This window comes from Fodinisporobacter ferrooxydans (assembly GCF_022818495.1).
Taxonomy (GTDB): domain Bacteria; phylum Bacillota; class Bacilli; order Tumebacillales; family MYW30-H2; genus Fodinisporobacter; species Fodinisporobacter ferrooxydans.
In genome coordinates, this window is record NZ_CP089291.1 from 1,065,971 (window position 1) to 1,091,517 (window position 25,547).

General features: G+C 43.4%; 28 protein-coding genes. 3 read left to right on the forward strand and 25 right to left on the reverse strand.

Annotated elements, in window-relative coordinates; translation table 11 throughout:
• Positions 1–6: 6 nt before the first annotated feature.
• The 14 genes from sufC to LSG31_RS05105 all read right to left on the reverse strand — a co-directional run bounded on the left by sufC (position 7) and on the right by LSG31_RS05105 (position 13,279).
• Entirely contained in the window at positions 7–795 is a 789-nt protein-coding gene (sufC, locus tag LSG31_RS05040; protein WP_347438310.1) for a Fe-S cluster assembly ATPase SufC, read from the reverse strand.
• Positions 796–1,462: 667 nt separating this feature from the next.
• Entirely contained in the window at positions 1,463–1,771 is a 309-nt protein-coding gene (locus LSG31_RS05045; protein WP_347438311.1) for a metal-sulfur cluster assembly factor, read from the reverse strand.
• A gap of 121 nt (positions 1,772–1,892) precedes the next feature.
• Positions 1,893–2,537: a fructose-6-phosphate aldolase gene (gene fsa / locus LSG31_RS05050; protein ID WP_347438312.1), complete on the reverse strand. Its 645-nt coding sequence runs from the start codon at positions 2,535–2,537 to the stop codon at positions 1,893–1,895.
• Positions 2,538–2,577: 40 nt separating this feature from the next.
• Positions 2,578–3,441: a class II fructose-1,6-bisphosphate aldolase gene (gene fba, locus LSG31_RS05055; protein WP_347438313.1), complete on the reverse strand. Its 864-nt coding sequence runs from the start codon at positions 3,439–3,441 to the stop codon at positions 2,578–2,580.
• Positions 3,442–3,722: 281 nt separating this feature from the next.
• A complete protein-coding gene (locus LSG31_RS05060; RefSeq protein ID WP_347438314.1) occupies positions 3,723–4,112 on the reverse strand; it encodes a response regulator in 390 nt (129 codons plus the stop codon).
• A 164-nt stretch (positions 4,113–4,276) separates the two neighbouring features.
• Positions 4,277–5,911: a CTP synthase gene (gene pyrG / locus LSG31_RS05065; protein WP_347438315.1), complete on the reverse strand. Its 1,635-nt coding sequence runs from the start codon at positions 5,909–5,911 to the stop codon at positions 4,277–4,279.
• Positions 5,912–6,149: 238 nt separating this feature from the next.
• Positions 6,150–6,692 carry a DNA-directed RNA polymerase subunit delta gene (gene rpoE / locus LSG31_RS05070; protein ID WP_347438316.1) on the reverse strand — a complete coding sequence of 181 codons (543 nt, stop codon included), beginning with the start codon at positions 6,690–6,692 and terminating at the stop codon, positions 6,150–6,152.
• A 238-nt stretch (positions 6,693–6,930) separates the two neighbouring features.
• Positions 6,931–7,920: a methylmalonyl Co-A mutase-associated GTPase MeaB gene (gene meaB / locus LSG31_RS05075; protein WP_347438317.1), complete on the reverse strand. Its 990-nt coding sequence runs from the start codon at positions 7,918–7,920 to the stop codon at positions 6,931–6,933.
• Positions 7,921–7,937: 17 nt separating this feature from the next.
• Positions 7,938–9,080: an acyl-CoA dehydrogenase gene (locus tag LSG31_RS05080; protein WP_347439444.1), complete on the reverse strand. Its 1,143-nt coding sequence runs from the start codon at positions 9,078–9,080 to the stop codon at positions 7,938–7,940.
• 34 nt (positions 9,081–9,114) lie between these two features.
• Positions 9,115–9,891, reverse strand: coding sequence for an enoyl-CoA hydratase-related protein (locus LSG31_RS05085; protein ID WP_347438318.1), 777 nt, complete (start codon positions 9,889–9,891; stop codon positions 9,115–9,117).
• 17 nt (positions 9,892–9,908) lie between these two features.
• Positions 9,909–10,760 (reverse strand): 3-hydroxybutyryl-CoA dehydrogenase, encoded by an 852-nt coding sequence (locus LSG31_RS05090; RefSeq protein WP_347439445.1) that lies wholly within the window; start codon positions 10,758–10,760, stop codon positions 9,909–9,911.
• Between the two features lie 58 nt (positions 10,761–10,818).
• Positions 10,819–12,003 (reverse strand): acetyl-CoA C-acetyltransferase, encoded by a 1,185-nt coding sequence (locus LSG31_RS05095; protein WP_347438319.1) that lies wholly within the window; start codon positions 12,001–12,003, stop codon positions 10,819–10,821.
• 225 nt (positions 12,004–12,228) lie between these two features.
• Positions 12,229–12,708, reverse strand: a complete 480-nt coding sequence (locus tag LSG31_RS05100; protein WP_347438320.1) for an N-acetyltransferase — start codon at positions 12,706–12,708, stop codon at positions 12,229–12,231.
• A gap of 82 nt (positions 12,709–12,790) precedes the next feature.
• The gene (locus LSG31_RS05105; RefSeq protein WP_347438321.1) at positions 12,791–13,279 is read right to left on the reverse strand and encodes an NUDIX hydrolase; all 489 of its coding nucleotides are present in this window, start codon (positions 13,277–13,279) and stop codon (positions 12,791–12,793) included.
• A gap of 125 nt (positions 13,280–13,404) precedes the next feature.
• Between LSG31_RS05105 and LSG31_RS05110 the strand changes: the two genes are divergently transcribed.
• Positions 13,405–14,193 carry a YheC/YheD family protein gene (locus tag LSG31_RS05110; protein ID WP_347438322.1) on the forward strand — a complete coding sequence of 263 codons (789 nt, stop codon included), beginning with the start codon at positions 13,405–13,407 and terminating at the stop codon, positions 14,191–14,193.
• A 72-nt stretch (positions 14,194–14,265) separates the two neighbouring features.
• Here the strand turns inward: LSG31_RS05110 and LSG31_RS05115 are convergent, their stop codons facing one another.
• From LSG31_RS05115 to speE, 4 genes are all read right to left on the reverse strand, one after another.
• Positions 14,266–14,673 (reverse strand): acyl-CoA thioesterase, encoded by a 408-nt coding sequence (locus LSG31_RS05115; RefSeq protein WP_347438323.1) that lies wholly within the window; start codon positions 14,671–14,673, stop codon positions 14,266–14,268.
• Positions 14,674–15,256: 583 nt separating this feature from the next.
• Positions 15,257–15,754 carry a YwiB family protein gene (locus LSG31_RS05120; RefSeq protein ID WP_347438324.1) on the reverse strand — a complete coding sequence of 166 codons (498 nt, stop codon included), beginning with the start codon at positions 15,752–15,754 and terminating at the stop codon, positions 15,257–15,259.
• Between the two features lie 154 nt (positions 15,755–15,908).
• A complete protein-coding gene (gene speB / locus LSG31_RS05125) occupies positions 15,909–16,772 on the reverse strand; it encodes an agmatinase (protein WP_347438325.1) in 864 nt (287 codons plus the stop codon).
• 10 nt (positions 16,773–16,782) lie between these two features.
• The gene (gene speE, locus LSG31_RS05130) at positions 16,783–17,613 is read right to left on the reverse strand and encodes a polyamine aminopropyltransferase (protein WP_347438326.1); all 831 of its coding nucleotides are present in this window, start codon (positions 17,611–17,613) and stop codon (positions 16,783–16,785) included.
• A 215-nt stretch (positions 17,614–17,828) separates the two neighbouring features.
• On the opposite strand from speE, the gene LSG31_RS05135 reads away from it, so the two are divergent.
• Positions 17,829–19,928, forward strand: a complete 2,100-nt coding sequence (locus LSG31_RS05135; protein ID WP_347438327.1) for a transglycosylase domain-containing protein — start codon at positions 17,829–17,831, stop codon at positions 19,926–19,928.
• Positions 19,929–20,105: 177 nt separating this feature from the next.
• Positions 20,106–20,708: a hypothetical protein gene (locus tag LSG31_RS05140; protein ID WP_347438328.1), complete on the forward strand. Its 603-nt coding sequence runs from the start codon at positions 20,106–20,108 to the stop codon at positions 20,706–20,708.
• 59 nt (positions 20,709–20,767) lie between these two features.
• Here the strand turns inward: LSG31_RS05140 and LSG31_RS05145 are convergent, their stop codons facing one another.
• From LSG31_RS05145 to LSG31_RS05175, 7 genes are all read right to left on the reverse strand, one after another.
• On the reverse strand, positions 20,768–21,214 hold the full coding sequence (locus tag LSG31_RS05145) for a stage VI sporulation protein F (RefSeq protein ID WP_347438329.1): 447 nt from the start codon (positions 21,212–21,214) through the stop codon (positions 20,768–20,770).
• Positions 21,215–21,327: 113 nt separating this feature from the next.
• Positions 21,328–21,666, reverse strand: a complete 339-nt coding sequence (locus LSG31_RS05150) for a DUF1811 family protein (RefSeq protein WP_347438330.1) — start codon at positions 21,664–21,666, stop codon at positions 21,328–21,330.
• A gap of 70 nt (positions 21,667–21,736) precedes the next feature.
• A complete protein-coding gene (locus LSG31_RS05155) occupies positions 21,737–22,096 on the reverse strand; it encodes a ribonuclease M5 (RefSeq protein WP_347438331.1) in 360 nt (119 codons plus the stop codon).
• A 29-nt stretch (positions 22,097–22,125) separates the two neighbouring features.
• Positions 22,126–22,959 carry a sulfurtransferase gene (locus LSG31_RS05160; RefSeq protein WP_347439446.1) on the reverse strand — a complete coding sequence of 278 codons (834 nt, stop codon included), beginning with the start codon at positions 22,957–22,959 and terminating at the stop codon, positions 22,126–22,128.
• Between the two features lie 219 nt (positions 22,960–23,178).
• Positions 23,179–23,526 carry a spore coat protein gene (locus LSG31_RS05165; protein ID WP_347438332.1) on the reverse strand — a complete coding sequence of 116 codons (348 nt, stop codon included), beginning with the start codon at positions 23,524–23,526 and terminating at the stop codon, positions 23,179–23,181.
• Between the two features lie 65 nt (positions 23,527–23,591).
• On the reverse strand, positions 23,592–23,969 hold the full coding sequence (locus LSG31_RS05170; protein WP_347438333.1) for a hypothetical protein: 378 nt from the start codon (positions 23,967–23,969) through the stop codon (positions 23,592–23,594).
• A 245-nt stretch (positions 23,970–24,214) separates the two neighbouring features.
• Positions 24,215–25,546: an ABC transporter substrate-binding protein gene (locus LSG31_RS05175; protein WP_347438334.1), complete on the reverse strand. Its 1,332-nt coding sequence runs from the start codon at positions 25,544–25,546 to the stop codon at positions 24,215–24,217.
• Between the last annotated feature and the right edge of the window lies 1 nt (position 25,547).

The following is a 25,547-nucleotide window of genomic DNA, read 5'->3' on the forward strand; positions in this document are numbered from 1 at the left end:
TCCAAACTACGCTTCAACGCCGACAGTTTCATCGACGATTCCAAGTTCAGCTTTTAACCAATCATATCCCTTTGCTTCCAATTCCAATGCCAACTCTTTGCCGCCGGAACGAACAATCTTGCCTTGCATCATCACATGAACAAAATCCGGTACGATATAATCCAGCAACCGCTGATAGTGTGTAATAATCAAAAATCCCGTTTCTGCAGAACGTTGGGCGTTTACTCCTTGCGCCACAATTTTCAATGCGTCAATGTCAAGTCCGGAATCGATCTCATCAAGAATGGAAATTCTCGGTTTCAACATCGCCATTTGCAGAATTTCATTGCGCTTCTTTTCACCGCCTGAAAATCCTTCATTCAAATACCGTTCCGAAAAAGAAGGATCCATGCTCAGGTTTTTCATTTCTTTCACCAATTGGCGATGGAACTGCAATACCGGAACCTCATTGCCTTCGCCAAGGCGGGAATTAATAGCCGTACGAATAAAGTTCGCATTGCTTACGCCAGGTACTTCACTTGGATACTGCATCGCCAAAAATAATCCGGCACGCGCCCGTTCCGTCACGGACATCTCCAGAACATCTTGTCCATCCAACGTTACAGAACCATCCGTAATCGTATATTTGGGGTGTCCCATCAGCGCAGATGCCAATGTGCTTTTACCGGTTCCGTTCGGTCCCATGATTGCATGAACTTCGCCGCCCTTGATTTCCAGATCCAATCCCTTGAGAATTTGCTTCTCATCAATGGAAACATGCAGGTTACGAACTTGAAAATGTGGTTGATTCGACATATAAATAGACGCCTCCTACATACTGTGTTACAATATCAGTTGATTTGTATTTAAATGAACATCATTTCTCGTCATCGAAAATACAATGTTGACTAATTTAGTCATCTTTACTCTTATGTTACCATAATTCTTGCAAAAAACAAGTAAAATCCTTTTTGTTAATCCTCGATTTCGTGAAGTTATTTGTGTGTATTATGTGTATCTCCAATGTCTTCAAACATGGAAATCCATTGACAAATCCTTCGATCGATCCCTGGAAATCAATATATTGGGCAATTCCTTACATGACAATTCCTTAAGTGCGCGTTCAAAACTTTCATGGCCTTATGGCCACCACATTGAATGAAAATGTTATTTTCGTATAAAAGGCAGTTAAGTAAGGCACAACGAAAGAAAAACAAAATAAGGCATATCCCCCCAGAAAATATAAAGGAAGTATGCCTTATAGAGGATGTTCAAAAAGTAGTCAAAACTCCACGGCGGATTGCTTTGTCGAATCCCCAAAAGGCTTACTCATGTACCAAACACGTACACTCCGTCGCCTTTTCGTGCTTCGACTTCGCACTCCTTGTGTCTTACTTGATCACTTTTTGAACACTCACTTATAATAAAAAATAGAAACAAAAGAATGTCCCGCGCTTAAGCGATGCATTTTTATACTATGTGATTAAAACATATATCGCATAGCGAGCTTTGCTTCTTCTGACATCATTTCTTTATTCCATGGGGGATCAAAAACAAGATTGACATCGACCGTTTCCACATCGCCGGCTTTCTTGACAGCTTCGATTACTTGCTGACGAATCCCTTCAAAAGCAGGACATCCCATCGTCGTCAAAGTCATGGTAATCTTCACATGTTTTTTCTCTTCATCGATATCGATTCCGTATACCATCCCCATATTGACGATGTCAATTTTGATTTCAGGATCGAGTACGTCCATTAAATTCTCGCGAACTTGTTCTTCTGTAATCATTCGTCTACCCCTCCTCGACAACTATATTTCCACAATGGTAAAAGCACCTTCTCTGCGAAATCCCTAAGCATAGCTACATTATACCAAGGTACTGCAAGAAGGTGCACATGTACTGATCAAATTAAGCTTTTCGGTTGTTCCAATCCGATAAGAAACGCTCGATGCCTTGGTCTGTCAACGGATGTTTGATCATTTTATCAATAATGGAATATGGCACTGTTGCAATATGCGCTCCAGCCAGAGCCGCCTGTGTAACATGAATCGGATGACGTACGCTGGCCGTGATAATTTCGGTTTCCAATTGGTGAATTTTAAATATATCGGAAATATCCTGAATCAATGGAATTCCATCTTGATTTATATCATCCAAACGACCCACAAAAGGACTTACATAGGTTGCCCCAGCCCTTGCTGCCAAGAGTGCCTGATTGGCGCTGAAAATCAATGTTACGTTTGTTCGGATCCCATTTTTCGAAAATTGATGTGTTGCTTTTAATCCTTCTGCTGTCATTGGCACTTTTATCACAATATTCGGCGACAATTGCGCAAGTTTTTCTCCTTCTTCAATCATGCCTTTGGAATCAAGAGAAATCACTTCTGCACTAATCGGCCCATCGACAATTGAGATTATCTCTTTTAACGTTTCTACAAAATCCTTCCCTTCTTTTGCAACAAGGCTCGGATTCGTCGTAACGCCAGCGATAACTCCTAAACTATGAGCTTTTCGAATTTCATCGACATTTGCTGTATCAATAAAAAATTTCATGCGTTTCTCTCCCTTGCAGTCTCCTATTCCTAGCCTTGAATTAGGCCTTGCCGTTTGACCCGAATTCGCGGATCTTGCCTTTCACTGTTTCCTTAATTGCATCCCGGGCAGGCCCCAGATATTTGCGCGGATCATATAAGTCGGGTTTTTCAGCAAGAACCTTGCGAACGGTTGCTGCGGAAGCCAATTGATTCTCTGTGTTTACGTTGATTTTTGCTGTACCTAAAGAGATGGCCCGCTGAATGTCATGTGTTGGAATCCCAGTACCGCCATGCAATACAAGAGGTACTCCAGTCAATTTCATAACTTCCTCCATACGGTCAAAACCTAACTTCGGTTCCCCTTTATAAGGTCCGTGAACAGATCCCAGCGCAGGTGCAAAACAATCAACGCCTGTTTCTCTTACGAGGCGATCGCATTCTGCAGGAATAGCGTACATGGCATCCGCTTCATCCACGCTTAAATCGTCTTCCTGACCGCCGATACGACCAAGTTCCGCTTCCACAGACACGCCAAGAATACGGGCAACTTCCACTACTTTCTTGGTCAACGCGATATTTTCGTCCAGCGGATGGTGAGAGCCATCGATCATGACGGAAGTAAAGCCGGCATGTATGGCTTTTACACAATTTGCAAAACTCGAACCATGATCCAAATGAATCGCAACCGGAACCGTAATGTTGTACTCTTGCATCAAGTTCTTTACCATGCCGACAACAAACTTGAAGCCTCCCATATATTTCGCAGCGCCTTCACTGACACCAAGAATGACAGGGGACTGTTCTTCCTGCGCCGCCAGCAGAATCGCCTGCGTAAACTCCAAGTTGTTAATATTAAATTGCCCAACTGCATACTTGCCTTCAACTGCTTTCTGCAACATGCCAGTCATTGAAACCAAAGCCATATTATGTATACCTCCCTAAATCTCTTCAGTTCATTCAGTATACCACGTTTTGCAACTTTTCGCCTTTTCCGTTCATCTTCATTTGTATGATATCCGCCCAAAAAATTTTAATACGGCATTTAATACCTGTTCCTTCCGAAAATTCGAAACAGGTAAAGCCTGATAACGCTTTATGTATATGGATGTATAATGTATGTATATTTATAATTCCGTTGCATTGCATATCCCCATGCATATCCTCATGTATATCCCAATTGCATCCAATTCAACGATTGTTCGCTCTATGCGGACTGATCGACCGAATCAGGGAGCGCTCGTACATGGTGATTGACGCAAGACCGTAATTCATCGATATCAAACGGTTTCGTAAAATGCGCCAATGCACCCAGCTCTGTTGCTTCTTTAATCAAATCCAATTCTCCATATGCGGTCATCATGATTACTTTAATATCCGGGACCAAGTTTCGAACATGTCTTAAAATCTCCAACCCATCCATTCCAGGTATTTTCATATCCAACAATACAAGACTCGGTTTTTCTTTTTTTACAATTTCTAATGCAATATGACCGTTAGGAGCTTGGAAAATTGTGTACCCTTCCTTCTCCAGGACTTCTTGCAAAAGCACCCGGATACCATATTGATCATCCACAATCAAAATCGTTTGTTCCACAAAGTTCATCTCCCTCCACCATGAATATGACTGTTATATATTGTTAACGTACATATTCGTGAATATTTTCTGAATTCCTTTTTTCTCCTTTCAAAATTGAAAAAATATAAAAACCTGCCAAATCGTAACAATCGGTGATTTGGCAGGTTACTATCTTGAAAGATCTAAACTTGTTGTACGTGAACAGAATCCTTATTCAATTCTCTATAATGAAGTGCCGCTTCGATAAAATCTCTGAATAAAGGTTGAGGACGGTTCGGCCTCGACGTGAACTCAGGATGAAACTGGGTGGCCAAGAACCAGGGATGATCCTGAATCTCTACAATTTCTACCAGCCGTCCATCTGGTGACGTACCCGAAAGAATCAATCCTGCTTTGCAAAGTTCTTCACGGAATTCATTGTTAAATTCATAGCGATGGCGATGCCGTTCATAGATCACTTCCTGTCCATATGCCTTATATGCCAATGTGTTACTTCCCAGACGGCATGGATATAGACCTAACCGCATCGTGCCGCCTTTATCTTCAATATCTTTTTGATCCGGCAGCAGGTCAATAACCGGAAAATCTGTCAACTCATTAATTTCTGTACTATTGGCGCCATCCATCCCTGCCAAATGACGAGCATACTCAATCACGGAAACTTGCATGCCAAGGCAAATCCCGAAAAATGGAATACGATTCTCCCGTGCATAACGAACGGTCGCAATTTTCCCTTCAATGCCTCTGTCCCCAAATCCGCCCGGAACAAGAATACCATCAATGCCTGCCAGCGTTTCGGCAACATTTTCTTCCGTAATGTCTTCCGCTTGCACCCATTCAATATCTACATTTGCATTATTGGCAAATCCGCCGTGATACAATGCCTCTGCAACACTTAGATAGGCATCCCGCAATGCAACGTATTTTCCAACCAAAGCAATTTTCACGCGTTTTTGCAGATGCTTCACACGATGGACAAGATCTTTCCATTCTTCCATATTTGCTTTTGGCGCATCCAATTTCAGATGGCGTACAACAATTTCATCAAGCCCTTCTTCTTGAAACATCAAGGGTACATCGTACAGCGTTTCCGCATCTCGTGATTCAATGACCGCATCTTCATCCGTATCGCAAAACAATGCAATTTTTCGTTTCAATTCTTGTGAAAGAGGCACTTCCGTCCGGCAAACAATCACATTTGGAGTGATTCCGATACTCCGCAATTCTTTAACGCTATGTTGGGTTGGTTTGGTCTTTAACTCACCAGCTTTCCCCAGGAAAGGTATTAACGTAACATGTATATACATGACATTTTCCCGACCGACATCTCCCTTAATTTGCCGAATCGCTTCCAAAAACGGAAGACTTTCAATGTCGCCGACTGTCCCGCCGATTTCTGTAATCACCACATCCGCATGCGTATCTTGCGCCGCCCGAAAGACTCGTTCCTTGATTTCATTCGTGATATGCGGAATCACCTGTACGGTTCCGCCAAGATAATCGCCACGGCGCTCTTTTGAAATCACGGACCAGTATACTTTCCCAGTCGTGATGTTGTTGTTTTTGCTTAAATTAATATCGATAAATCGTTCATAGTGCCCTAAATCCAAATCGGTTTCCGCACCATCATCTGTCACAAATACTTCACCATGTTGATATGGACTCATCGTTCCAGGATCAACATTAATATAGGGATCAAATTTTTGGATTGTAACTTTTAACCCCCGATTTTTTAACAGCCTTCCCAATGATGCAGCCGTGATTCCTTTGCCGAGGGAAGAAACCACTCCTCCAGTCACAAAGACGAATTTTGCCATGAATGGTGCCTCCTTATTACATTTCCCAACATAACTTAGTATAACCGTTTGATGATTCCTGTTAAAACCATTCCAAAAATAACGTTCTGGTCATAACAGACCAGAACGTCATCATCATTATTAACCGTTCTATATCCTAAAGTATATTACAGTCGATTGCACTGTTAGTCAAGTAAATCTATATGACAAATAAACCGCGCAAAGCGCGGCTTATATATGTCAAATCTATACGCTGAAATTAGATATCTTCTTCCTCTTCGTCAAGCTCTTCGCTTTCCTCTTCCTGCAATTCATCAAGAGATTCCTCGTCAATCAAAGATTCTTCTTCTTCCTCTTCATCAATATCAAAGTCTTCATCATCCGGTGCGACTTCATCATCTTCATCAAAGGAATCAAAATCATCCTCTTCACTATTGATGTCATCATACAGTTCTTCATCTTCGTCATCGTAAAAATCTTCATCAACATCTTTACGTATAAATCCTTTGGGTCCTGTACTCTTTTCCATGGTCTTATCAACCGGGTACCAGCGTTTCAATCCCCAGATGTTATTGCCGATGCAAATAAATCTACCATCGATGTTGATTTCTGTATATAAACGAGCAATAATTTCGTTAATTTCAGTTTCCGATAACTTACGAACCTTTGCAACTTCCTGCATCAGATCCCGATAATAAATAGGCTCATTCGTATTGCGCAAAATTTCATACGCAATATCTACAAGTGCCATTTCTTCCAATTCTTCTTCACTAAACCGCAATACTCGAGCTTCGTCAGCCATTTTCTACACTCCTTCTAACATCCGGCAGATGTGCAGCAATCTACAACCAAAAAGACAATATTATGTAATGATAACCATATTTTAGAAAACTATGCATATGAAACAAATACAGTCAAACATATTTGTCCTTCTTTTCAATACTACGTATACAAAAGATTCTTGAATTTGGTATGGAAAACAAGAAAAATGAAGGACAGTGCGAGAATTATAACACATTTCACTGCCCTAGTCACGAATTTCAGGAAAAATTATCTTTCTTGCCAAGCAGGTCTGCGATGAATGTTTTCGCTAGTTTTTTTGCCAATTGCTCTAATTGATAGGAATGTGTCGGCAACTGTCCGATTGTTTTTTGCAAATCTGCTTGGGCAGCCCGTACTTGACGATCCAATTCCCCAAGCAATAAATGCACCCATTGTCCGGCCTGTTTGAGCTTTCGAACTTCAGTTGCCGCATCTGTTTGCAAAAACTCTGCATGCCCACATATTGCTTTCCATAGCGATACAATCGGGTCTTCCTTCTGAAACGTCGGTTGATTTTGATACTGGGGCAAAATCGTTCGGACAATCGGAGGACGCCAAGCTTTATGTGTCAAATCCAGCATATCCTCGATTTGCCTGACCGTCCGATCCGATCCCGGCAAATCTGACTTATTGACGACAAAAATATCCGCTACTTCCATAATGCCTGCTTTTGCCGCTTGAATTTGATCACCTGCCGCCGGACTTGTCACCACGACAACCGTCTGTACTGTATACATGACATCAAGTTCCGACTGCCCGACTCCCACCGTTTCTACAAGGATGGTATCACATCCATATGCATCAAGTGTCTGGATCGCCCGTTTGGTAGAGCGGGATAAGCCTCCCAAGCTGCCGCGCGTACCCATGCTTCGAATAAATACATACGGATCGAGGGCATGCGCATTCATACGAACCCTATCCCCTAAAATGGCTCCTCCGGAAAACGGACTGGACGGATCGACTGCAATTACCCCCACATTCTGCCCGATCTGCCGCAAATACCGTACCAATACATCTGTGAGAGTGCTTTTTCCCACTCCGGGAGGACCTGTCAACCCAATGACCCTGGCATTTCCCGAATACGGCAGCAGCCCTGCCATGATTTCATCAACAATTGGATCTTCGTTGTCGATTAGCGTGATTGTCCGGGCCACTGCACGACGATCACCTGCGCGTATTCCATGAATAAGACGGTCTGTATATTCCATATGGACGCAAATTCACCTTAATCCTTTAATAAATAGCGGGAAATAACCATCCGCTGCACTTCATTCGTACCCTCATAAATTTGCGTGATTTTGGCGTCACGCATAAACCTCTCTACCGGATATTCGCGAGTATACCCGTATCCGCCAAAAATCTGTACAGCTTCTGTAGTTATTTCCATCGCAGCATCCGATGCGAATACTTTCGACATGGCAGAAGCTTTTCCGTACTCCAACCCTTGATCCTCCAGCCAGGCCGCCTGGTATGTAAGCAAACGGGCTGCTTCAATCTTTGTCGCCATATCGGCAAGTTTAAACTGTATGGCTTGAAAACCGGAAATCGCTTGCCCAAACTGTTCGCGCTGTTTCGCATAGGCAGTCGCCGCATCCAGTGCGCCCTGCGCAATCCCTAATGCTTGCGCGGCAATTCCATTTCGGCCGCCATCCAATGTCATCATTGCAATCTTGAATCCGTAACCTTCCGATCCTAACATGTTCTCCACCGGTACTCGACAATGATCAAAATGCAATTGCAATGTAGGCGACGACTTGATTCCCATTTTCTTTTCTTTCTGGCCAAACGAAAACCCCGGAGTACCTTTCTCAACGATAAACGCGCTGATCCCCCGCGATCCCTTGCTTGCATCCGTAACAGCAAACACGATGTAGATCTCCGCTTCTCCGCCGTTCGTTATAAATACTTTACTGCCATTCAAAATATAAGAATCTCCATCCCGGACGGCAGTTGTCTTCATGGCGCCTGCGTCAGTGCCGGATCCGGGTTCTGTCAAACAGTAGGCGCCCATTTTTGTACCTTCCGCCAGCGCCCGCAAATAGGTTTGCTTTTGCTCTTCCGTACCAAATTTATAAATGGGCCAACCGGCTAGCGATGTTTGCACAGATAGCGTGACACCGGTAGACGCACAGACTCTTGATAATTCTTCAATCGCAATCACATAGCTGACAAAATCCATTCCTGCCCCGCCGTATTCTTCCGGCCAAGGGATTCCTGTCAACCCGATGTCGGCCATTTTCTCAAAGATTCCCCGATCAAACTCTTCCTTTTCGTCCCGCTCGGAAGCACTGGGAGCTACTTCTTTTTGCGCAAAATCCCGTACCAACTTTTGAATGGCCTTTTGGTCTTCTGATAATAGAAAGTTCACTTTGTCCAACTCGCTTCCTTAGTATAGATGGTCGTTAAAATTTCGGCGAACGCTTTTCAATAAATGCCTGAAACCCCTCTGCGTGCTCATCTACGGAGAAACTCAACGCAAACATTTCTGCCTCATACTTTAACCCACGATCCAGATCCATCTGTGTCCCTTCATTGACGGCCTGTTTGGAAAGTCCCACGGCACATTTGCTCTGCTTGCAAATACGCTCCGCCATGCTGCGTGAGAAATTCAGCAGCTCCTCTTTTTCGACTACATGATTGACAAGCCCAATCGAAAGTGCCCGTTCAGCGGAAATCATATCACCGGTAAACAAGATTTCTTTCGCAATGCCGGAACCTACCAAACGCGGCAGCCTTTGCGTTCCGCCATACCCCGCCGTAATGCCTAGCTTCACTTCCGGCTGTCCGAATTTTGCATGTGCTGCAGCAATGCGAATATCACAGGCCATCGCCAGTTCGCATCCGCCTCCGAGTGCGAACCCATTGACAGCCGCAATGGTGGGCTTGGGCAATCGTTCCAGCTTTGTACACACCGATTGCCCAAACAGTGCCAATGCACGTGCTTCCATGACAGAATACGCTTGCATTTCTTTAATATCCGCACCGGCTACAAATGATTTTTCACCGGCTCCAGTTACGATCACACAACGAATTTCATCGTTTTGCGCAATTTGATCAAGTATCTGATCCAATTCTTGCAGGAGTTCTCTGTTCAACGCATTCAATGCCTTTGGACGATTGAATGTCAGAATGGCAATTTGGCCTTCCCGATCGAATAAAACATAGTTGTTTTCACTCATTTCCGACTCCCGCCTTCCTACTCATATCGATAGAATCCGCGACCTGTCTTCCGTCCAAGCCATCCAGCCTTCACATATTTCCTCAAAAGCGGACAAGGGCGATATTTTGAATCCCGAAAGCCTTCATACAATACTTCCATGATGGCGAGACATGTATCCAGTCCGATAAAATCGGCTAATGTCAAAGGACCCATGGGGTGGTTCATCCCCAGCTTCATCACTTCATCGATCGCTTCCGGTGCGGCAACACCTTCATATACGCAATAGATTGCTTCATTGATCATTGGCAATAAGATGCGATTGGACACGAATCCCGGGAAATCATTGACGGATACCGGAATTTTGCCCATTTGTTTGGCTAATTCTTCTACGGTTTGATAGACTTCATCCGTCGTGGCCAATCCACGTATCACTTCTACCAGCTTCATTACTGGAACCGGATTCATAAAGTGCATGCCGATTACCCGTTCCGGACGGTTGGTCACCGCAGCAATTTCCGTAATCGGCAATGAGGACGTATTCGTTGCAAGTATCGCCTCATGTTGACACACTTGGTCCAATTTACGAAAAATATCCGCTTTAATCTGCATATTTTCTGTCGCTGCTTCTACCACAAAGTCTGCTTCCGCCGCATGCTCAAGAGAAGTAGAAGACTGTATGTTTTGCAGAATCGCCGTTTTTTCCGCTTCCGTCAGTTTTCCCTTCTCTACATTTTTGCCGAGCAGTCTCGCAATGGTTTGCATACCGCGATTTACATATTCATCTTTGATATCGTGCAAAACGACATTCAATCCCGCCTGTGCAGCTACCTGTGCAATTCCGGCACCCATTTGTCCCGCTCCAACAACCAGCACTTTTTGGATTGTCAACATGTTCACTCCTTCTATCTCGATGTATCATCCATTTGCTTATCCCTGGCTTATTTCTTTACTGCTTCACTTCCAGCAATACTGCATCCCCTTGCGCCGCTCCGCTGCAGATGGCTGCGATCCCCAGTCCGCCGCCACGCCTGCGCAATTCATAAATCAATGTCATTACAATCCTGGCTCCGCTTGCGCCAATCGGATGGCCAAACGCAATGGCTCCGCCATTGACATTCACTTTGTCGTAATTCAGGCCGAGGAGTTTACCGCTTGTCAAAACAACTGCAGCAAACGCTTCGTTCAACTCAAACAAATCGATATCGCTCAGTTTTAGTTGATGTTTTTGCAATAATTTTTGGATTGCCAAAGCAGGTGTTGTAGCTATATACGGTGCAGGAGCACCCACCTCCGCATGCCCCAGAATGGTCGCAAGAGGCTGTTTGCCTAATGCATGCGCCCTTCCCTCCGACATGACCAGCAATGCGCCTGCTCCGTCATTGACACCTGGCGCATTCCCTGCTGTAATCGATCCGTCTTTCGCAAACACGGGAGGCAAGCTCCTCAGTGTATCTAAGGAAGTGTTCGGACGCGGACATTCATCCGCATCCACCCGTATAGTTTCTCCCTTTTTACCGGGAACTTCGACTGCTACGATTTCCTCCGTAAAAATCCCGTTCTTTTGCGCCGAGATGGCAAATTGTTGGCTGCGCACCGCATACACATCCTGCTCTTCTCTTGTAATGCCATATTCTTTTGCCACTTCACTGCCGTGAACTGCCATATGAACACCGTCAAAGGCGCATCGCAACCCATCGTGGATCATCAAATCCACTACGCTCGCATCTCCCATGCGCATGCCGAATCTCGCTCTGGGCAGCGAATATGGGGCATTTGACATGCTTTCCATACCGCCGGCCAGAATGACATCCGCATCATGTGCACGAATCAACTGATCAGCTAAAGTCACTGCCCTTAGCCCGGATGCGCATACTTTATTGATTGTCTCCGTAGGCGTTGTCCAAGGCAGTCCGGCGTTTCTTGCTGCTTGCCGGGAGGGAATCTGGCCCGCACCCGCCTGCAAAACCATGCCCATGATCACTTCATCGACCTGTTCCGGCTCCACCGCTGCTCTCTCCATGGCCGCTTTCAAAACTACTCCGCCTAAATCAACCGCCCTCAAACCGGATAAGCTTCCGCCAAATTTCCCAAATGGTGTCCGTGCCGCACTCACTATGACCGATCTTCCCATTGACGAAACCTCCCAAAAGCAAGTCTTAAAATTGGCTATATACTACCAAACGGTCGGTATATATGTATAAAGAAAGCAACCTGCGTATTCTCTACTATTACATATACATATACATGTTTTTCTTGAAAAAAGCGATATGGGAATTTTGTCAATATACACAATTACTCGCGATTTCAATTTACAATCTCAACCAAACGGCAAAAATTGCAAAAAATAAAAACCTTCTTATGCAGAAGGCTGTAATACTTGATTCATATAGACCATTGCTGTTTCATCACAAACGGGAAACTTGCTGCAATTCATGCAATCTTTCCAAACCTTATGAGGCAGTGATTCTTTTTGAACAATTTCAAATCCAAGTTTTTCGAAAAAAGGCACTTGATACGTAAGAGCGATGACTTTTTCCAAACCTAGTTTTGCAGATTCTGCAATCAAGTGCACGACCAATTGCTTTCCAAGCCCTTGATTCACTGCTTTAGGATGAATGGCCAATGAACGTATTTCCGCCATGTCTTCCCATAATATATGCAATGCACCCAATCCAACGATTTCTCCTTCATCTTCAATCACTGTCATGGCATGCAAATTCTCATATAGCGATAACTTGGATCGAGGCAAAAGCAATCCTTTTTCCGCATAGTAATTTAACAATTGATAGATTGCTTCCACATCAGGAATGGTTGCTTTCCGAAATGTCGCCCCCATCTGCCCTACCCCCAAACATTCATTTTCCTGAGGATTATTATACAATGTTGTGCATATATATTCAATCAAAATATTTTTTCATTCACCTTTCCGCAATTGCTTGTGATTTCAATATATCTTGTGATTTCAAAATATATTGATAATGCAGCGACGGCAGTTCATCGATTTCCTTTAGCTTGTCTGTTGTGTACCACTCTCTTGCCACGACTTCCTCGTTGACCGCAAAGGGAAGCTCTTTGATTCGTTTACAATGAATAAATATATCGAACTTAGCCCGGGTCAAGGATTCAATCCCCAAAATATGCAATGGCTCAATGCTGCAGTTCGCTTCCTCAAGCAATTCCCTGCGTATCGTTGCAAAAGGTGCTTCCCCATATTCCATGTGTCCGCCGGGCAGACGGATCGGCTCATCGTAAGTATGATGCAGCAAAAGGACTTCTCCTTTTTCATTCCATACGACTCCGACAACTCCCACGGTATGTTTGGCGGAAAGCAGCCGTACGATGTATTTTGTAAACCGCTTGGGAAGGTTTCGATATACGACGATGCTCAATCGCTTTAAGACTTTCATGATTTCTCCATCTGCCATTTTATGATTTTTTATTTTGGATGCTTGCCTGATGCAATATGAACTATCTTATCATACGTTACAAAAGGATATTCAAATGTTTTATTTCTTTTGACAGGATGATCCGAATGGCGAACTCAGCGCAAAAACGACCAGAAATGGGGAAATGGCTGCTTTGGAAATTTTTTCACTCCGACTCTGCCATCCGCCCGTTTCTCCCACCAACCAAACGCCTTTCCCTCTCTACATGCCGAGAGTTTTTAAACAGATATTCGGCTGTTTACCTGAAACCTGCCGGCGGATGGGGAGGTAAAGGAATCATACGCGCTTGGCGTACACAATCCGGCTATGCGTTTATTCGAGAAAAGGGACAGACATATCATTGCAAGTCGATCGAGGATCTCTATCAAACGATCACACCATTTCTGGCGAATAAAGTTTACATTGTCCAAAAGGCAATCGCCCTCGCCAAATGGAAAGGGCGGCCGTATGATATCCGTCTGATGATGCTGCGAAACGGCGAGGGCAAGTGGCAGTACGCAGGAATGCTGGCAAAAGTCGCCGGTGAAAAAAGCATCATCACAAATATTGCTCGCGGACGCGGCTTTGTTTTGGATGTCGACTCCGCATTTCGGCATTCATTCGGATGGAATCAGGAGCAGATTCTCCGCATGAAACAAAACATGACCGAATTGGGATATGCCACTTGCAAACGCTTTGATGCGTATAAATACTATTGGAACATTGGACTCGATCTGGCCATCGATCAGAAAGGGAAATTGTGGATCATCGAAGAAAATACAGGTCCTGCCCTTTTCTTATTTGCAAAATTAAAAGATCAAAAAGCGTATCAAGCGATTCGAACGATCATTGCTGGAAGACGGAAAAATCGAAAAAAATTAACGGATAAAAAATAAACGGTCATAAGAAATCTCAGCTCATCTCAATGCTGCCTTTCTCTTTTAATGAGAAAAGGATTGTCCTATTTTCTACTCGTTTGTTTCATTTGCCACAAGATGCCGTTGCAAATGTTCGCGAAGCTCGTTTGGGATGGGCTTGCTTTTTTGTTCTGAAAAATCATAATGTACCATTACTGCGGTGCCTTTTGCGACTACTTGTCCCTTTTGAATCGCTTCATGATACACAACAAAGCTGGAATTCCCAATCTTTTGAATACCTGTTCGAATCTCAACCTCATATTCCATATAAATTTGTGCGATATAGTCCACATTTATATTGGCGACAATCAATTTCCATTGAGTTGTATCCAAATCCGGAACAAAAATTTTGAAAATCTCTACACGTCCTGCCTCAAACCATATGGGAACCACGGTATTATTGATATGGCCGAGGGCGTCCGTTTCGGAGAATCGGGGCATTAGCTGAATGCTGAACATAAAAAGCTTTCATCCTTTCTGTTGCAATGATTCTGACTACATAGTTTTTTGCTATTCGGAAACCAATATAAATTCTGAAACCCATATAAAACCGAATCCGTGACAAAAATTACCGAGTGCAGGGGATGGCACGAGTACACATGCAGTCGCTCAAACAGCGCCGATCGCCTTGCTTTGATTAAGATTGCAAAAGATGCGTTTTTTGTTTTATTAGTTTGTTCCATTTATTAAATTTATTATTTCATTTATACATATTGTTTTTATTTTTAATTTATTTTTTATTTTTTAATATATTCTATTATATTAAAAATATAAATTTATTTGATATATTATAATATTCTTAAATTCATTTCATTGCAATAATTTCCTATATAGAACTTTACTCATTTCAGATGTCTAAAACAAGTAAAAATTTGCGAGATATACCCGTGACTGCTTATATCGACAAAACTCGTCAAAATGCTATCTGATTTTCTCTTTTATGCGTTTTAGGTCTTTTATGTTTCGACAATTGTTTTAACAAGGTGTTTTCTTTTTCGAAAAGAGGAAGGAAGCAGTCTGCAAATATTTTTTAGCGTACAAATTAATGGTTTGCCAGGTAATGCTCAGTGCAATGATCCGTGATTTCATGAAACTGTAATTGTAACAACATGCGACTGTTTTCCCCACCGAATTTCATTTGATACTCGACGTTTAATTTACCTGATTGGAGGTTCTCTTCAAAGTGAAATTGCAGTTGTTCTGTTTTGATCGTCAAATCAAACGTTCCAAAAGGTGTTTGGTAGGACGTATGCGAAACCGTTCCTCGTTTCCATACATACCGCATTTGTGTACCGCCAAAGCGGATGACTGTTACTTCATTAAGAAGCGGATCGATTTTTAATGTAGTTTTGCTGGATTCCAAGCCGCTTTGATTCGTTTCTTCATACGTGACAAAGATCGCAGTGCCCTTTTTGTATAAAATTCCTTGTGTGGTTGTTTCATAATATGCGGGCATTTCACCACGTTTGATTTGTTTGGTATGCAATTGAAGTTTGACAGATTTTTTAAACGATTGTTCTTGTATGTTTGTATCGGTCATTGTATTCGCTCCATCAATGGATGTAAAATGCAGAAAAAGGAGGAAACGATTCCTCCTTTGCTCATATTTACCCTTTATCCTTTTCTTTATCTTTTAGAGGATGTTCAAAAAGTAGCCAAAATCCCTTAACCACTTTTTAAACACGCACTTACTTTTATCGAATAAACGACAACAAGGCTTCCCGAATGATTTTTGAAGCCAGGATCTGTGTTTGTTCTGTCGGGTCTAAAACAGGCGCGACTTCCACCAGATCAAACCCGACAACATTCAGTTGCTTCATCAAATGCACAGCTTGCAATACTTCAGCCGATGTGATCCCGCCAGCTTCCGCAGTTCCCGTACCCGGTGCAAAAGCCGGGTCTACCACATCAATATCGATTGTTACATACACAGGTCGGCCTTTTAATTCTTCGATTCGCTGCTTTAAAGGTTCTAAAACAGTAAACGGGTGAAAATTGGTGTTCTCCTTCGCAAACATGAATTCTTCACGCATTCCGGATCGAATCCCGAACTGATATACGTTCTTCCCGCCGATCATGTCGACTATTTTCCGAATCACTGCCGCATGGGAGTATGGCTCTCCTTCGTAATGTTCCCGCAAATCGGTGTGTGCATCCAAATGAACCAATGCAAGGTTAGGATACTTCTCATATACGGCTTGTACCGGTCCCCATGTGACCAAATGCTCCCCACCAAGTCCGATCGGCAATTTCCCATGCGCCAACAGTTGTTTTACATAATCTCGGATCATCTCTACGCTTCGAGCCGGATTCCCAAAAGGCAAAGGAATATCTCCGGCGTCGAAATACGCGACCTCTCCCAGTTCCCGATCCAGATAAGGGCTATACTCTTCCAGACCGAGGGACACCTCGCGAATGCGCTTAGGACCCAAGCGTGTTCCCGGTCGAAAGGACGTGGTCCAATCCATTGGCATGCCATAAATCACTGCCTGCGCTTTTCCATAGTCGCTCGTAGCGCCAATAAATACATTTCCTGAATATGCATCATCAAATTTCACTTGTGTCATTTCATCCCTTTAATAAATTCTCAACAAATTTCGGCAATTGAAATACAGATTTATGAATGCGCGGACTATAGTATTTGGTTTCAAAATCCTTCAGTTGCGCTTCATCCACTTCCAACGGATCGTATTTTTTTGACCCCAGTGTGAATGTCCATAATCCGCTTGGATACGTCGGAATAGACGCTGTATACAACCGGGCAATCGGATAAATCGTAGAGATATCCTGATATACCCGGCGAATCAAATCCCCGTTCAAGAATGGCGATTCCGTCTGTGCGACAAAAATTCCGTCTTCTTTCAATGCCTCATAGATGCCTTGATAAAAATCTCTTGCAAAAAGTCCGACTGCAGGGCCTACAGGCTCTGTAGAATCGACAAGAATCACGTCATATGTATTTTTATTTTCATGAATATGCTTGATCCCGTCGATCACTTGGACATCCACCCGGGGGTCTCCTAAAGCGCAAGCGATTTCCGGCAAATACTGCTTCGATACTTCAATCACGCGTCCGTCAATTTCTGCGAGGACCGCTTTCTCAACAGACGGATGCTTGATGATTTCACGAATCGCTCCACCGTCGCCGCCGCCGACAACCAGTACTTTTTTCGGATTGGGATGTGTATGTAATGCAATATGGGAAATCATTTCATGATATACGAACTCATCTTTGATTGTCGTCATCACCATGCCGTCCAATACGAGCATGCGTCCCCATTGAAGTGTTTCAATCATGTCAATTTCCTGAAATTCTGAAGTTTCCTTATGTAATGTCTTTGCAATCTTTGCAGTAATTCCATAATTTTCTGTTTGTTTTTCTGTGTACCACAGTTCCATTCCTATCATCACCTTTCAATCAATTCGACTCGTATTATACCAAATTCACTCAGAAAATAAACGATTCTTTTTGTTTAATCTCCACAAGGGATTCCCATACTGATTACTACCATTCGTATTTTTGCCAGAATTTTTTTGCATGAATAAAAAATTCAAGAAAAATGTAAAAAAACTGCAAAATCCAAAATGTTGAATTATTAAAGAAGGGAATTTGTATGAATAAACAGACATATACTCCCGATACGTATCATCCTGTTCAACAGAATCCGCCAAGTGATCGGAAACCGATACTGCTGCGTATTATTCTGGCATGTTTGATCGGCATTGTATGTGCAGGAGTTACGTGCTTTTTGTATTTGCGATATGCACCTTTGCCTCCAAATGCGATTATTGATACGTCAAAAGTATATAGTGCCGATGGCACCATTCTTACCGATTATGTAAGCGGCGGAAGTCGGGTCAAAGTTCCATTAAACAAAATTCCGAAGAGTCTGCAAGAAGCTACGCTTGCAGTAGAGGATGCTCATTTTTACGATCATGGCGCTTTAAACTGGCGAAGCATTGCCAGGGCTATTTGGGTGAATCTCAAACACGGGGAAGTGGAACAAGGCGGCTCGACCATTACCCAACAGCTGGCACGTAATCTTTACTTAACACAAGCTCGCACATGGTCAAGAAAAATTCGGGAAGCGATTCTCTCATTGCAATTGGAAATGCATTATTCCAAAAATAGCATCCTTGATCAGTATCTAAATGTCATTTATTACGGAAATGGAGCAAAGGGCGTAGAATCTGCAGCGGAATTTTATTTTGGCAAGCCAGTCGAGTCACTGGATCTCGCAGAGTCGGCCATGATTGCCGGCATTCCCAATGGTCCTGCCATTTACGCACCTTTCACATTGGATCATGGCAAACGGGATTTTTCCAACTATTCCAATGCAAAATTGCGCCAAAAAACCGTTTTGGAAGCCATGTTTCATCAACATCTCATCACATTGGCACAGGAACAGCAGGCTTATCAGGAACCATTGAATTTTTCAAAAGCAAAACAACCGGAAAGTTTGGCGCCTTATTTTACCGATTATGTCAAAACAACTTTACAGACGAACTATGGCTTTAGCAAAGATGACCTGTATCGCGGAGGTCTCAATATCCATTCTACGATCGATGTAGCATTACAAAAAGCGGCAGAAAGAGCGATTGCAAATCACATACCGGCCGGCAGTCATCTGCAGGTCGCTCTCGTTGCCATGGATCCGCAAAATGGCGATATAAAAGCGATGGTCGGGGGTACAAATTATCGCCAAAGTGCCTATAACCGCGTATTGGCGCCGAGGGAGCCCGGATCTTCTTTTAAGCCGGTTTTGTATTTGACCGCGCTACAAAATGGATTTACTCCGGCTACCCGCATCAATAGTGAACCGACCACATTTCTTTATGGTACACATGATCAAACATACGAAGTCCATAATTTTGCAAATATTTATCAACATCATCCAATTGATATGCGGGAAGCAATTGCCCGCTCCGATAACGTATATGCAGTTGCTACAGGACTTGATACCGGGTTAAACAAAGTCATCGAGACGGCAAAGGCGTTAGGAATCGATACAAATCTGAAATCAGATCCGATGAAACCTTATCCCTCTTTGGCGCTTGGGGTGTTTCCCGTATCCCCGTTAGAAATGGCGCGCGCATATAGTGTGCTTGCTAACGGGGGCGAACTTGTGCAGCCGCGAGCGTTTACAGAAATTGATAATGCATATGGAAGCCAAGTGATCAAGCAAGAGGTGCAGAAACAGCAGGTAGAAGATCCGCGCTATACGTTTATTCTTACAGATTTAATGAAAAGTGTATTTGAGCAAGACGGAACAGCCGCCCGCATTGCCAGCGAGATTACACAGCCTGCTGCCGGCAAAACGGGAACCACCGATACAGATGCCTGGATGATCGGTTATACACCGGATCTTGTGACTGTGGTATGGGTTGGATATGATAAGAATCATTTATTGTCTGCTACAGAATCCCATTTGGCTGCACCCATTTGGGCAGACTTTATGCATGCGTATGAACAAACGACGACTCCAAAAGAGTTTGCAATACCGACAGGAGTCACACGTGTGCAGATCGACCCACAAAGCGGGCAATTGGCTACAAATGCTTGTCCGATCAAAGAATGGGATTATTTTCTCGACAATGAAGCGCCAAAGGAAACTTGCACGCTTCACCCGGCACAACCACAACAGAATCCATCAAACCATTCGAAGCATAATTCCTGGTTGGATTCCCTTTGGAATTGGGTTACGGGGAACTAGATCAAGTCTTATCCCATCTTCCATATACATTTGCTGCCCCCGAATGTGTTGCGTAACCCGCACACATTCGGGGGCAAAACCATTCACCCATTTTCCCTTTGTTCATACACTGAAATCGAGAAGAGTTGTCACGGTTTTTGTGAGAACAACTTTGGCATAAATAGGAGGTCGCCGAAAATGGAAGCCAATGCGCACACCCGGCGGGATGTAAGCTATCGTTTGCAAAAACTTGAGCGAAAACTCAAAACTCTGGATCCCACGCAACCGACCTACTCATTGGAACGGGAGCTTTTACAAAAGGAAATAAAATTAATGAAGGGTGAACTGCCTGTTGTACCCAATTCAAACACAAATCGCAATACGACTGCTGCCAAAGTATCGAAATCAAGCAATGGGCGATTACAAAACACGAAAAGCCGCAGAAAACAAGCACGCAAAGGAAATTCAAAAGCTGTCGTTCCAATCATCCCCAAAAGCCAAGTTACACAAATACTTTCCAAAGATCCTGTCTCAGCCATCACCAATATTCGCACATTCTGCAAACAATGCCTGCGTTACATTCAACAAGCCGATAAAATGATCGATACTCTATTTGTTACGACAAATTCCTTAAACCAATCTGGTGTACTGCAAAAACTCATCAAAGAAAAAGGGAAAAATTTGAATACAGAAGACCTTACGAATATTTTAATGGCATTGATGAACTCACCGGCCGGCAGTGATTTTTTGAAGAAAGCCGGAGATAATAATCAAGAACAACCGCCGCAACAAGCCACGTGAAGGAAATATAAGAACACCCTCCAGTTTTTGACTAGAGGGTGTTTTCTTGATTTGAGTGATTATTCGTTTGGTTTCACAAACTTTTTCATTTCTTTTAGCAAACTGTCATCTGCGACGCCTTTGCCGTATTTTTTAACCAAGGATTCCACATTTGCATCCGGACCGTTTGCACCCGAGTTTTTCGTCGCATCTGTAAATGCGTTCATAAAAGCGTTCAAGCGTTCTTCGCTGACTGGCAAATTTAATTGTTGCGCAAAACGTTTTGCCATATTGCGAACGGTCTCCGGATCTTTCCAATCCTCCTGATTCGTATTTTTCACTTTATTCAACATTTCCAATAATCCGCCTTTATTGACGCCTTTAAGATTTTGCTTGAGTACGTCAACACTATTCATTTGCGGCTGTTTTTGAGTTTGGTTGGCCCCTTGAGCGGCAGCATTCACACTAGTTGCTTTGCTTTGTTTATTTGTTGATGTTGCTTTTTTTCTGATCGGCTTTTTTGGCACAATTTGTCCCTCCCGTTCATTCATATGTCCCGCCATCCATTCACATATGTGAACTTTGCAGGAGTTTCTATTTATCATATGGTAGGAGGGATTCATTTGCCCGAGATAAATGCCTATTTTTGTTCGTTTGAGCTGCGCCGGATCATCTGTCCCAAGCGGCCGATCGGTATCGCTATCTGTTCCTTCGAGGAAACAAAATTTCCCCAGGCCATGATGCCGTGTAAATGATCGACACAAAAATCTTCCTCTTGTCCTTCGACACGATACTCGCCATGAATGACAATGGTTTTCGGATCGACCAGATACGACTTTGCCAAATAAAATTTTTGCTCCAATACTTGCAATTCAGACTCTGACAATAAGCCTGACTGGTGCTTTTTCATACCCTCTTCCCGCAATCGCTGCATTTCCAGTTGTATCTCTTCACGCGTCATTTCACTATATCGTTTCATTCGATTCACCATCCAAAAGATAAGATCCACTCAATACAGTATGATATATCGAGTGGATCAAGAAAAACAGTCAGAATTCTGTCATCTCTCCTGACAAATATTCTTCATGGACTACAAAATGCGCTTTCCATAAAATTTCTGCAAGATAGGACAAAGGTGTCTTGGCAACTTCCCGATATACACGCCTTGTATACAAATGGCGGGCGTTCGGCAATTCCTGTTTTAATCGGCTTCGCAGGGCATTACCGGAATCATCGGCATCAACAAAAATATACACATCCTCATCGTGCAGCGGGACAATCAACTGTTCAATTTTTTCTTCACTTAAAGTACCGAAAGTGCAAATAAAGCAAACTGGCTCATCAATAATCTTTTGCAAGCGTTCTTTATCCGTCTTTCCTTCAACTATCAGTACTTTTGAGTCGATCATGTGGAGTTAATCATCCCTTTACTATGCGTCTACTCTCGCTCAACCGGGTTGTCCGGATAGGAGCACCAATCACTCCAACTCCCCGGATACAACTTGACATTGGTAAAACCTGCTTCCTTGAGTGCAAGTATATTCGGACAAGCGGTAACACCGGAACCACAATATACGATGACTTCCCGATCCTCCCGAATTCCCTGAAAACGATCCCGTTGTTCCTTTGCATTCTTCCAATAACCGTTATCGTTCAAACTATCTTTCCAGAAATAATTTCTCGCTCCCGGTATATGCCCCGCAACCGGATCGATATGTTCTTCCAAGCCCGCATACCGTTTAAATTCTCGTGAATCAATAAGCGCAACGTCATCGCAATCGAGCTTTTGTTTTACTTCCTCCATGTTGACCACCCAATCATACTGCGGCCGTACAGTAAAGGATTTTGGACGCATGGCCGGAATCTCTGCAGCAACCGGATATTCACTGTTTTGCCATGCTGAAAATCCGCCATCCAGCAGGAATACGTTCGAATGGCCAAAATATTTCAACATCCACCAAAGCCTGCTGGCAAACGCTCCTCCTTGATCATCATATGCGACAACCGTTACGTGTTCATCAATGCCGGCTGCACTCATGATTTCCGTAAACCTTTCCGGAGTCGGCAAAGGATGCCGCCCTCCATGAATTTGTTTCGGTGCGGAAAGATCCCGTTCCAGATGCAAATAAAGAGCACCTGGTATATGCCCTTGCCGATAGCTTTGTTCACCAACATCCGGCTGTCCCAAGACAAAGCGGCAATCAAGAATTCGCAGATTCTCTTCCTGCAAATGTTCATGCAGCCACTGTACATGGACCAAATTCGAATGCAAAGCCCCCACCTCTTTTCATCCTCTTATATGTTTTATGATATAGAAGACTGCCGATAGATACAACCTACATGTGGCCTTACATGCAAATCCGGCATACTTTATTCGAAATACTTTATGTGTATATTTTTTCAAAAAAATAGTCTGTAAAATAAAGAAACAGGAGCGGCAATGACAATTTGTCCGTGCCGAACTCCTGTGCTGTGTACCGGAAAACGCAAGTTATTGTATTGGCAAAGGGTAAGGAAATTGGGTTGTGTAACCATTGAATTGTTGATTCATTTGATCCAACTTTTGCTGCTGTTCCGCTTCAAGTTTGTACCAGCCATTTTCAAACATCAGGTTGTACACATCGCGAGCTGCGCGGTGGCAATCGTTCAAAATCAGCATGATATCTTGGTGCAGCAAATCGTGGCTTGCTTCCCGCGCTGCGACATTAAAACTGTCCGTTAAGTATTTTTCCGTTGCCAATATATCGTTGAGCCGATCACGGTCATTTAATTCCGGCCCTTTGACTTGCGGTTCATTTGCCGGTTTGGGGTTTTTAATTACATTGTTCTGTTGTTGCATACGTGTGTCCTCCTAGTGATAAAGGATAGCTCGAATCCTTTGCGATGCCACTTATTTCTCTGCCATTATTGCATATGGGAAGGGTACATCTGCTGCCCATACTGTTGTTGCTGCTGCACGTATTGTTGCTTTTGCTGCTGTTCATACTGTTGTTGTTGCACATTTTGCATCATCACGGCATTATTCATTTGGCTATTCCGCAGCAGCATATTGTAGTGACGTTCGTGCATTTGACCGATTTGATTGATCAACTGTGCGATTCTTTGATCTTGACATTCATTTGCAAAATGTTTGCATTTTTTCATAGCCAGCAAGAGCCATGACATCTGGTCTTTCAGATACATCGCATCTTTTGTCGTGATGACCCGCGGCGGCCGCATCATGACAGGTTGTTGTTGCATATAGGACTGTTGTTGATTTGGCTGATACATGTGTTGTTGCATATTCAAACCCCTTTCTGAATTGATTCCAGGTTTCCTACATAATGTGCGTAAAAATCTGGTTCCCATACGCGAAGTCGGCTACTTTACACAAAATTGTCACATGATTTAAACTACATTTGAACCACACTAAAATTGCGGCGGATTGTCCAAATTGTATTAAAAAAGCCTGCAGGATAAACTCCCGCAAGCTCTGATACCAAATCTATTCCATTTGAAATTTCAATTTGCAATACCAATTTGTGATGTTAATTTTGGGAAATTGCCGCATTGGATTTCTTTACAGCATCCTTTAATGTAGCATCCACATTCGCATTTTCCACCATGATTTTATCCATCGCATCCTGAATATATTGCGTAACCTGTAAATATGCCGGTGACAATGGCGCCTCTTGCGCATATTGCAATTCCTCTACTGGCACTTGATGGTTTGGCTTTTGTTTAAAATAATCTTTCATTTGCTGAGAATCAACAGCACTCTTCATGACTGGCATATATCCCGTCTTTTGACTCCAATGAATCGTTTGTTCTTTGGCTGTAAACCACTCGATAAACTTCCAGGCCGCCTGTTTTTCCGCTTCCGGCGCTTTCGCCAAAATTGCCGCATTGGCGCCGCCGGTCGGTACCGCATATTGTTTGACCATCGGTACATAGCTCGCTTTGAAATCCATGCCGGATTGCTCGATCTGGCCCATATCTCCGGCAGACCCGACATACATGGCAGCACGGCCATGTGTAAAATCTGCAATTGTCTGATCCCAATCTTTCGGGCCTGTTTGTACAGTCAACACGCCATCTTTTTTCATTTGCTGCCATGCTTTCATGCCTGCTTCTGCTGCCGGCGTATCAAAGGTCGCTTGGGTCAATCCTTGATTCATCAATTGTCCGCCGCCCGACCATACGAGGGACTCAAAGAACCACCATTGATTAACAGGTTCAAATCCGTATACTGTCGTTTTGCCATTTTCTTTTTTCGTCAAAAGCTTTGCGTCTTTTGCGACATCATCCCAAGTCTTCGGCGCTTCGGTAATGCCTGCAGCTTTAAACATTTTGTCATTGTAATAGAAGACAGGAACACTGCGATTGAACGGAACGCCATACGTTTGGCCTTTATACGACGTGCTTTTTAACAACCCTTGGATAAAGTCGGATTTTTTATGATCTGTGCTTTGCGCCATATAAGAATCCAATGACTGCAACGCACCACTCGCCGCAAATACAGGAATGGAGTGAATCTCCAATTGCACAATATCAGGCACTTTGCCGGATGCAATCGCCGCCAACAGTTTTTGCTGCAATGGTCCTTTTCCGGAATAGGAGCCTTGGTAGATCGCGTTCACATGGATATCCGGATGTGTCTTGTTAAACTCGTCCACCATGTTTTTTAATACATCGCCCAATTGCCCGGACATACCATGCCAGAATGTCACTTCGATTGGCTTGCCTGTTTTGGATGATGCGTTTGTTGTCGAATCTGCAGTTGCAGTAGTCGAGGAAGAAGCAGACCCGCAACCAACCAGCCCGACTGCCAAAGCTCCCGCTAATCCCATTATCATGACTTGCTTCATGTGTTTTTTCATC

Excerpts from the sequence above, each read along its gene's own strand:
- sufC (WP_347438310.1), bottom strand. The coding sequence starts at position 795 with ATGTCGAATCAACCACATTTTCAAGTTCGTAACCTGCATGTTTCCATT.
- LSG31_RS05045 (WP_347438311.1), bottom strand. The coding sequence starts at position 1,771 with ATGATTACAGAAGAACAAGTTCGCGAGAATTTAATGGACGTACTCGAT.
- fsa (WP_347438312.1), bottom strand. The coding sequence starts at position 2,537 with ATGAAATTTTTTATTGATACAGCAAATGTCGATGAAATTCGAAAAGCT.
- fba (WP_347438313.1), bottom strand. The coding sequence starts at position 3,441 with ATGGCTTTGGTTTCAATGACTGGCATGTTGCAGAAAGCAGTTGAAGGC.
- pyrG (WP_347438315.1), bottom strand. The coding sequence starts at position 5,911 with ATGGCAAAATTCGTCTTTGTGACTGGAGGAGTGGTTTCTTCCCTCGGC.
- rpoE (WP_347438316.1), bottom strand. The coding sequence starts at position 6,692 with ATGGCTGACGAAGCTCGAGTATTGCGGTTTAGTGAAGAAGAATTGGAA.
- meaB (WP_347438317.1), bottom strand. The coding sequence starts at position 7,920 with ATGGAATATACAGACCGTCTTATTCATGGAATACGCGCAGGTGATCGT.
- LSG31_RS05085 (WP_347438318.1), bottom strand. The coding sequence starts at position 9,891 with ATGAGTGAAAACAACTATGTTTTATTCGATCGGGAAGGCCAAATTGCC.
- LSG31_RS05095 (WP_347438319.1), bottom strand. The coding sequence starts at position 12,003 with ATGGGAAGATCGGTCATAGTGAGTGCGGCACGGACACCATTTGGGAAA.
- LSG31_RS05100 (WP_347438320.1), bottom strand. The coding sequence starts at position 12,708 with ATGGGGGCGACATTTCGGAAAGCAACCATTCCTGATGTGGAAGCAATC.
- LSG31_RS05105 (WP_347438321.1), bottom strand. The coding sequence starts at position 13,279 with ATGAAAGTCTTAAAGCGATTGAGCATCGTCGTATATCGAAACCTTCCC.
- LSG31_RS05110 (WP_347438322.1), top strand. The coding sequence starts at position 13,405 with ATGGCGAACTCAGCGCAAAAACGACCAGAAATGGGGAAATGGCTGCTT.
- LSG31_RS05115 (WP_347438323.1), bottom strand. The coding sequence starts at position 14,673 with ATGTTCAGCATTCAGCTAATGCCCCGATTCTCCGAAACGGACGCCCTC.
- LSG31_RS05120 (WP_347438324.1), bottom strand. The coding sequence starts at position 15,754 with ATGACCGATACAAACATACAAGAACAATCGTTTAAAAAATCTGTCAAA.
- speE (WP_347438326.1), bottom strand. The coding sequence starts at position 17,613 with ATGGAACTGTGGTACACAGAAAAACAAACAGAAAATTATGGAATTACT.
- LSG31_RS05135 (WP_347438327.1), top strand. The coding sequence starts at position 17,829 with ATGAATAAACAGACATATACTCCCGATACGTATCATCCTGTTCAACAG.
- LSG31_RS05140 (WP_347438328.1), top strand. The coding sequence starts at position 20,106 with ATGGAAGCCAATGCGCACACCCGGCGGGATGTAAGCTATCGTTTGCAA.
- LSG31_RS05150 (WP_347438330.1), bottom strand. The coding sequence starts at position 21,666 with ATGAAACGATATAGTGAAATGACGCGTGAAGAGATACAACTGGAAATG.
- LSG31_RS05155 (WP_347438331.1), bottom strand. The coding sequence starts at position 22,096 with ATGATCGACTCAAAAGTACTGATAGTTGAAGGAAAGACGGATAAAGAA.
- LSG31_RS05165 (WP_347438332.1), bottom strand. The coding sequence starts at position 23,526 with ATGCAACAACAGAACAATGTAATTAAAAACCCCAAACCGGCAAATGAA.
- LSG31_RS05170 (WP_347438333.1), bottom strand. The coding sequence starts at position 23,969 with ATGCAACAACACATGTATCAGCCAAATCAACAACAGTCCTATATGCAA.
- LSG31_RS05175 (WP_347438334.1), bottom strand. The coding sequence starts at position 25,546 with ATGAAAAAACACATGAAGCAAGTCATGATAATGGGATTAGCGGGAGCT.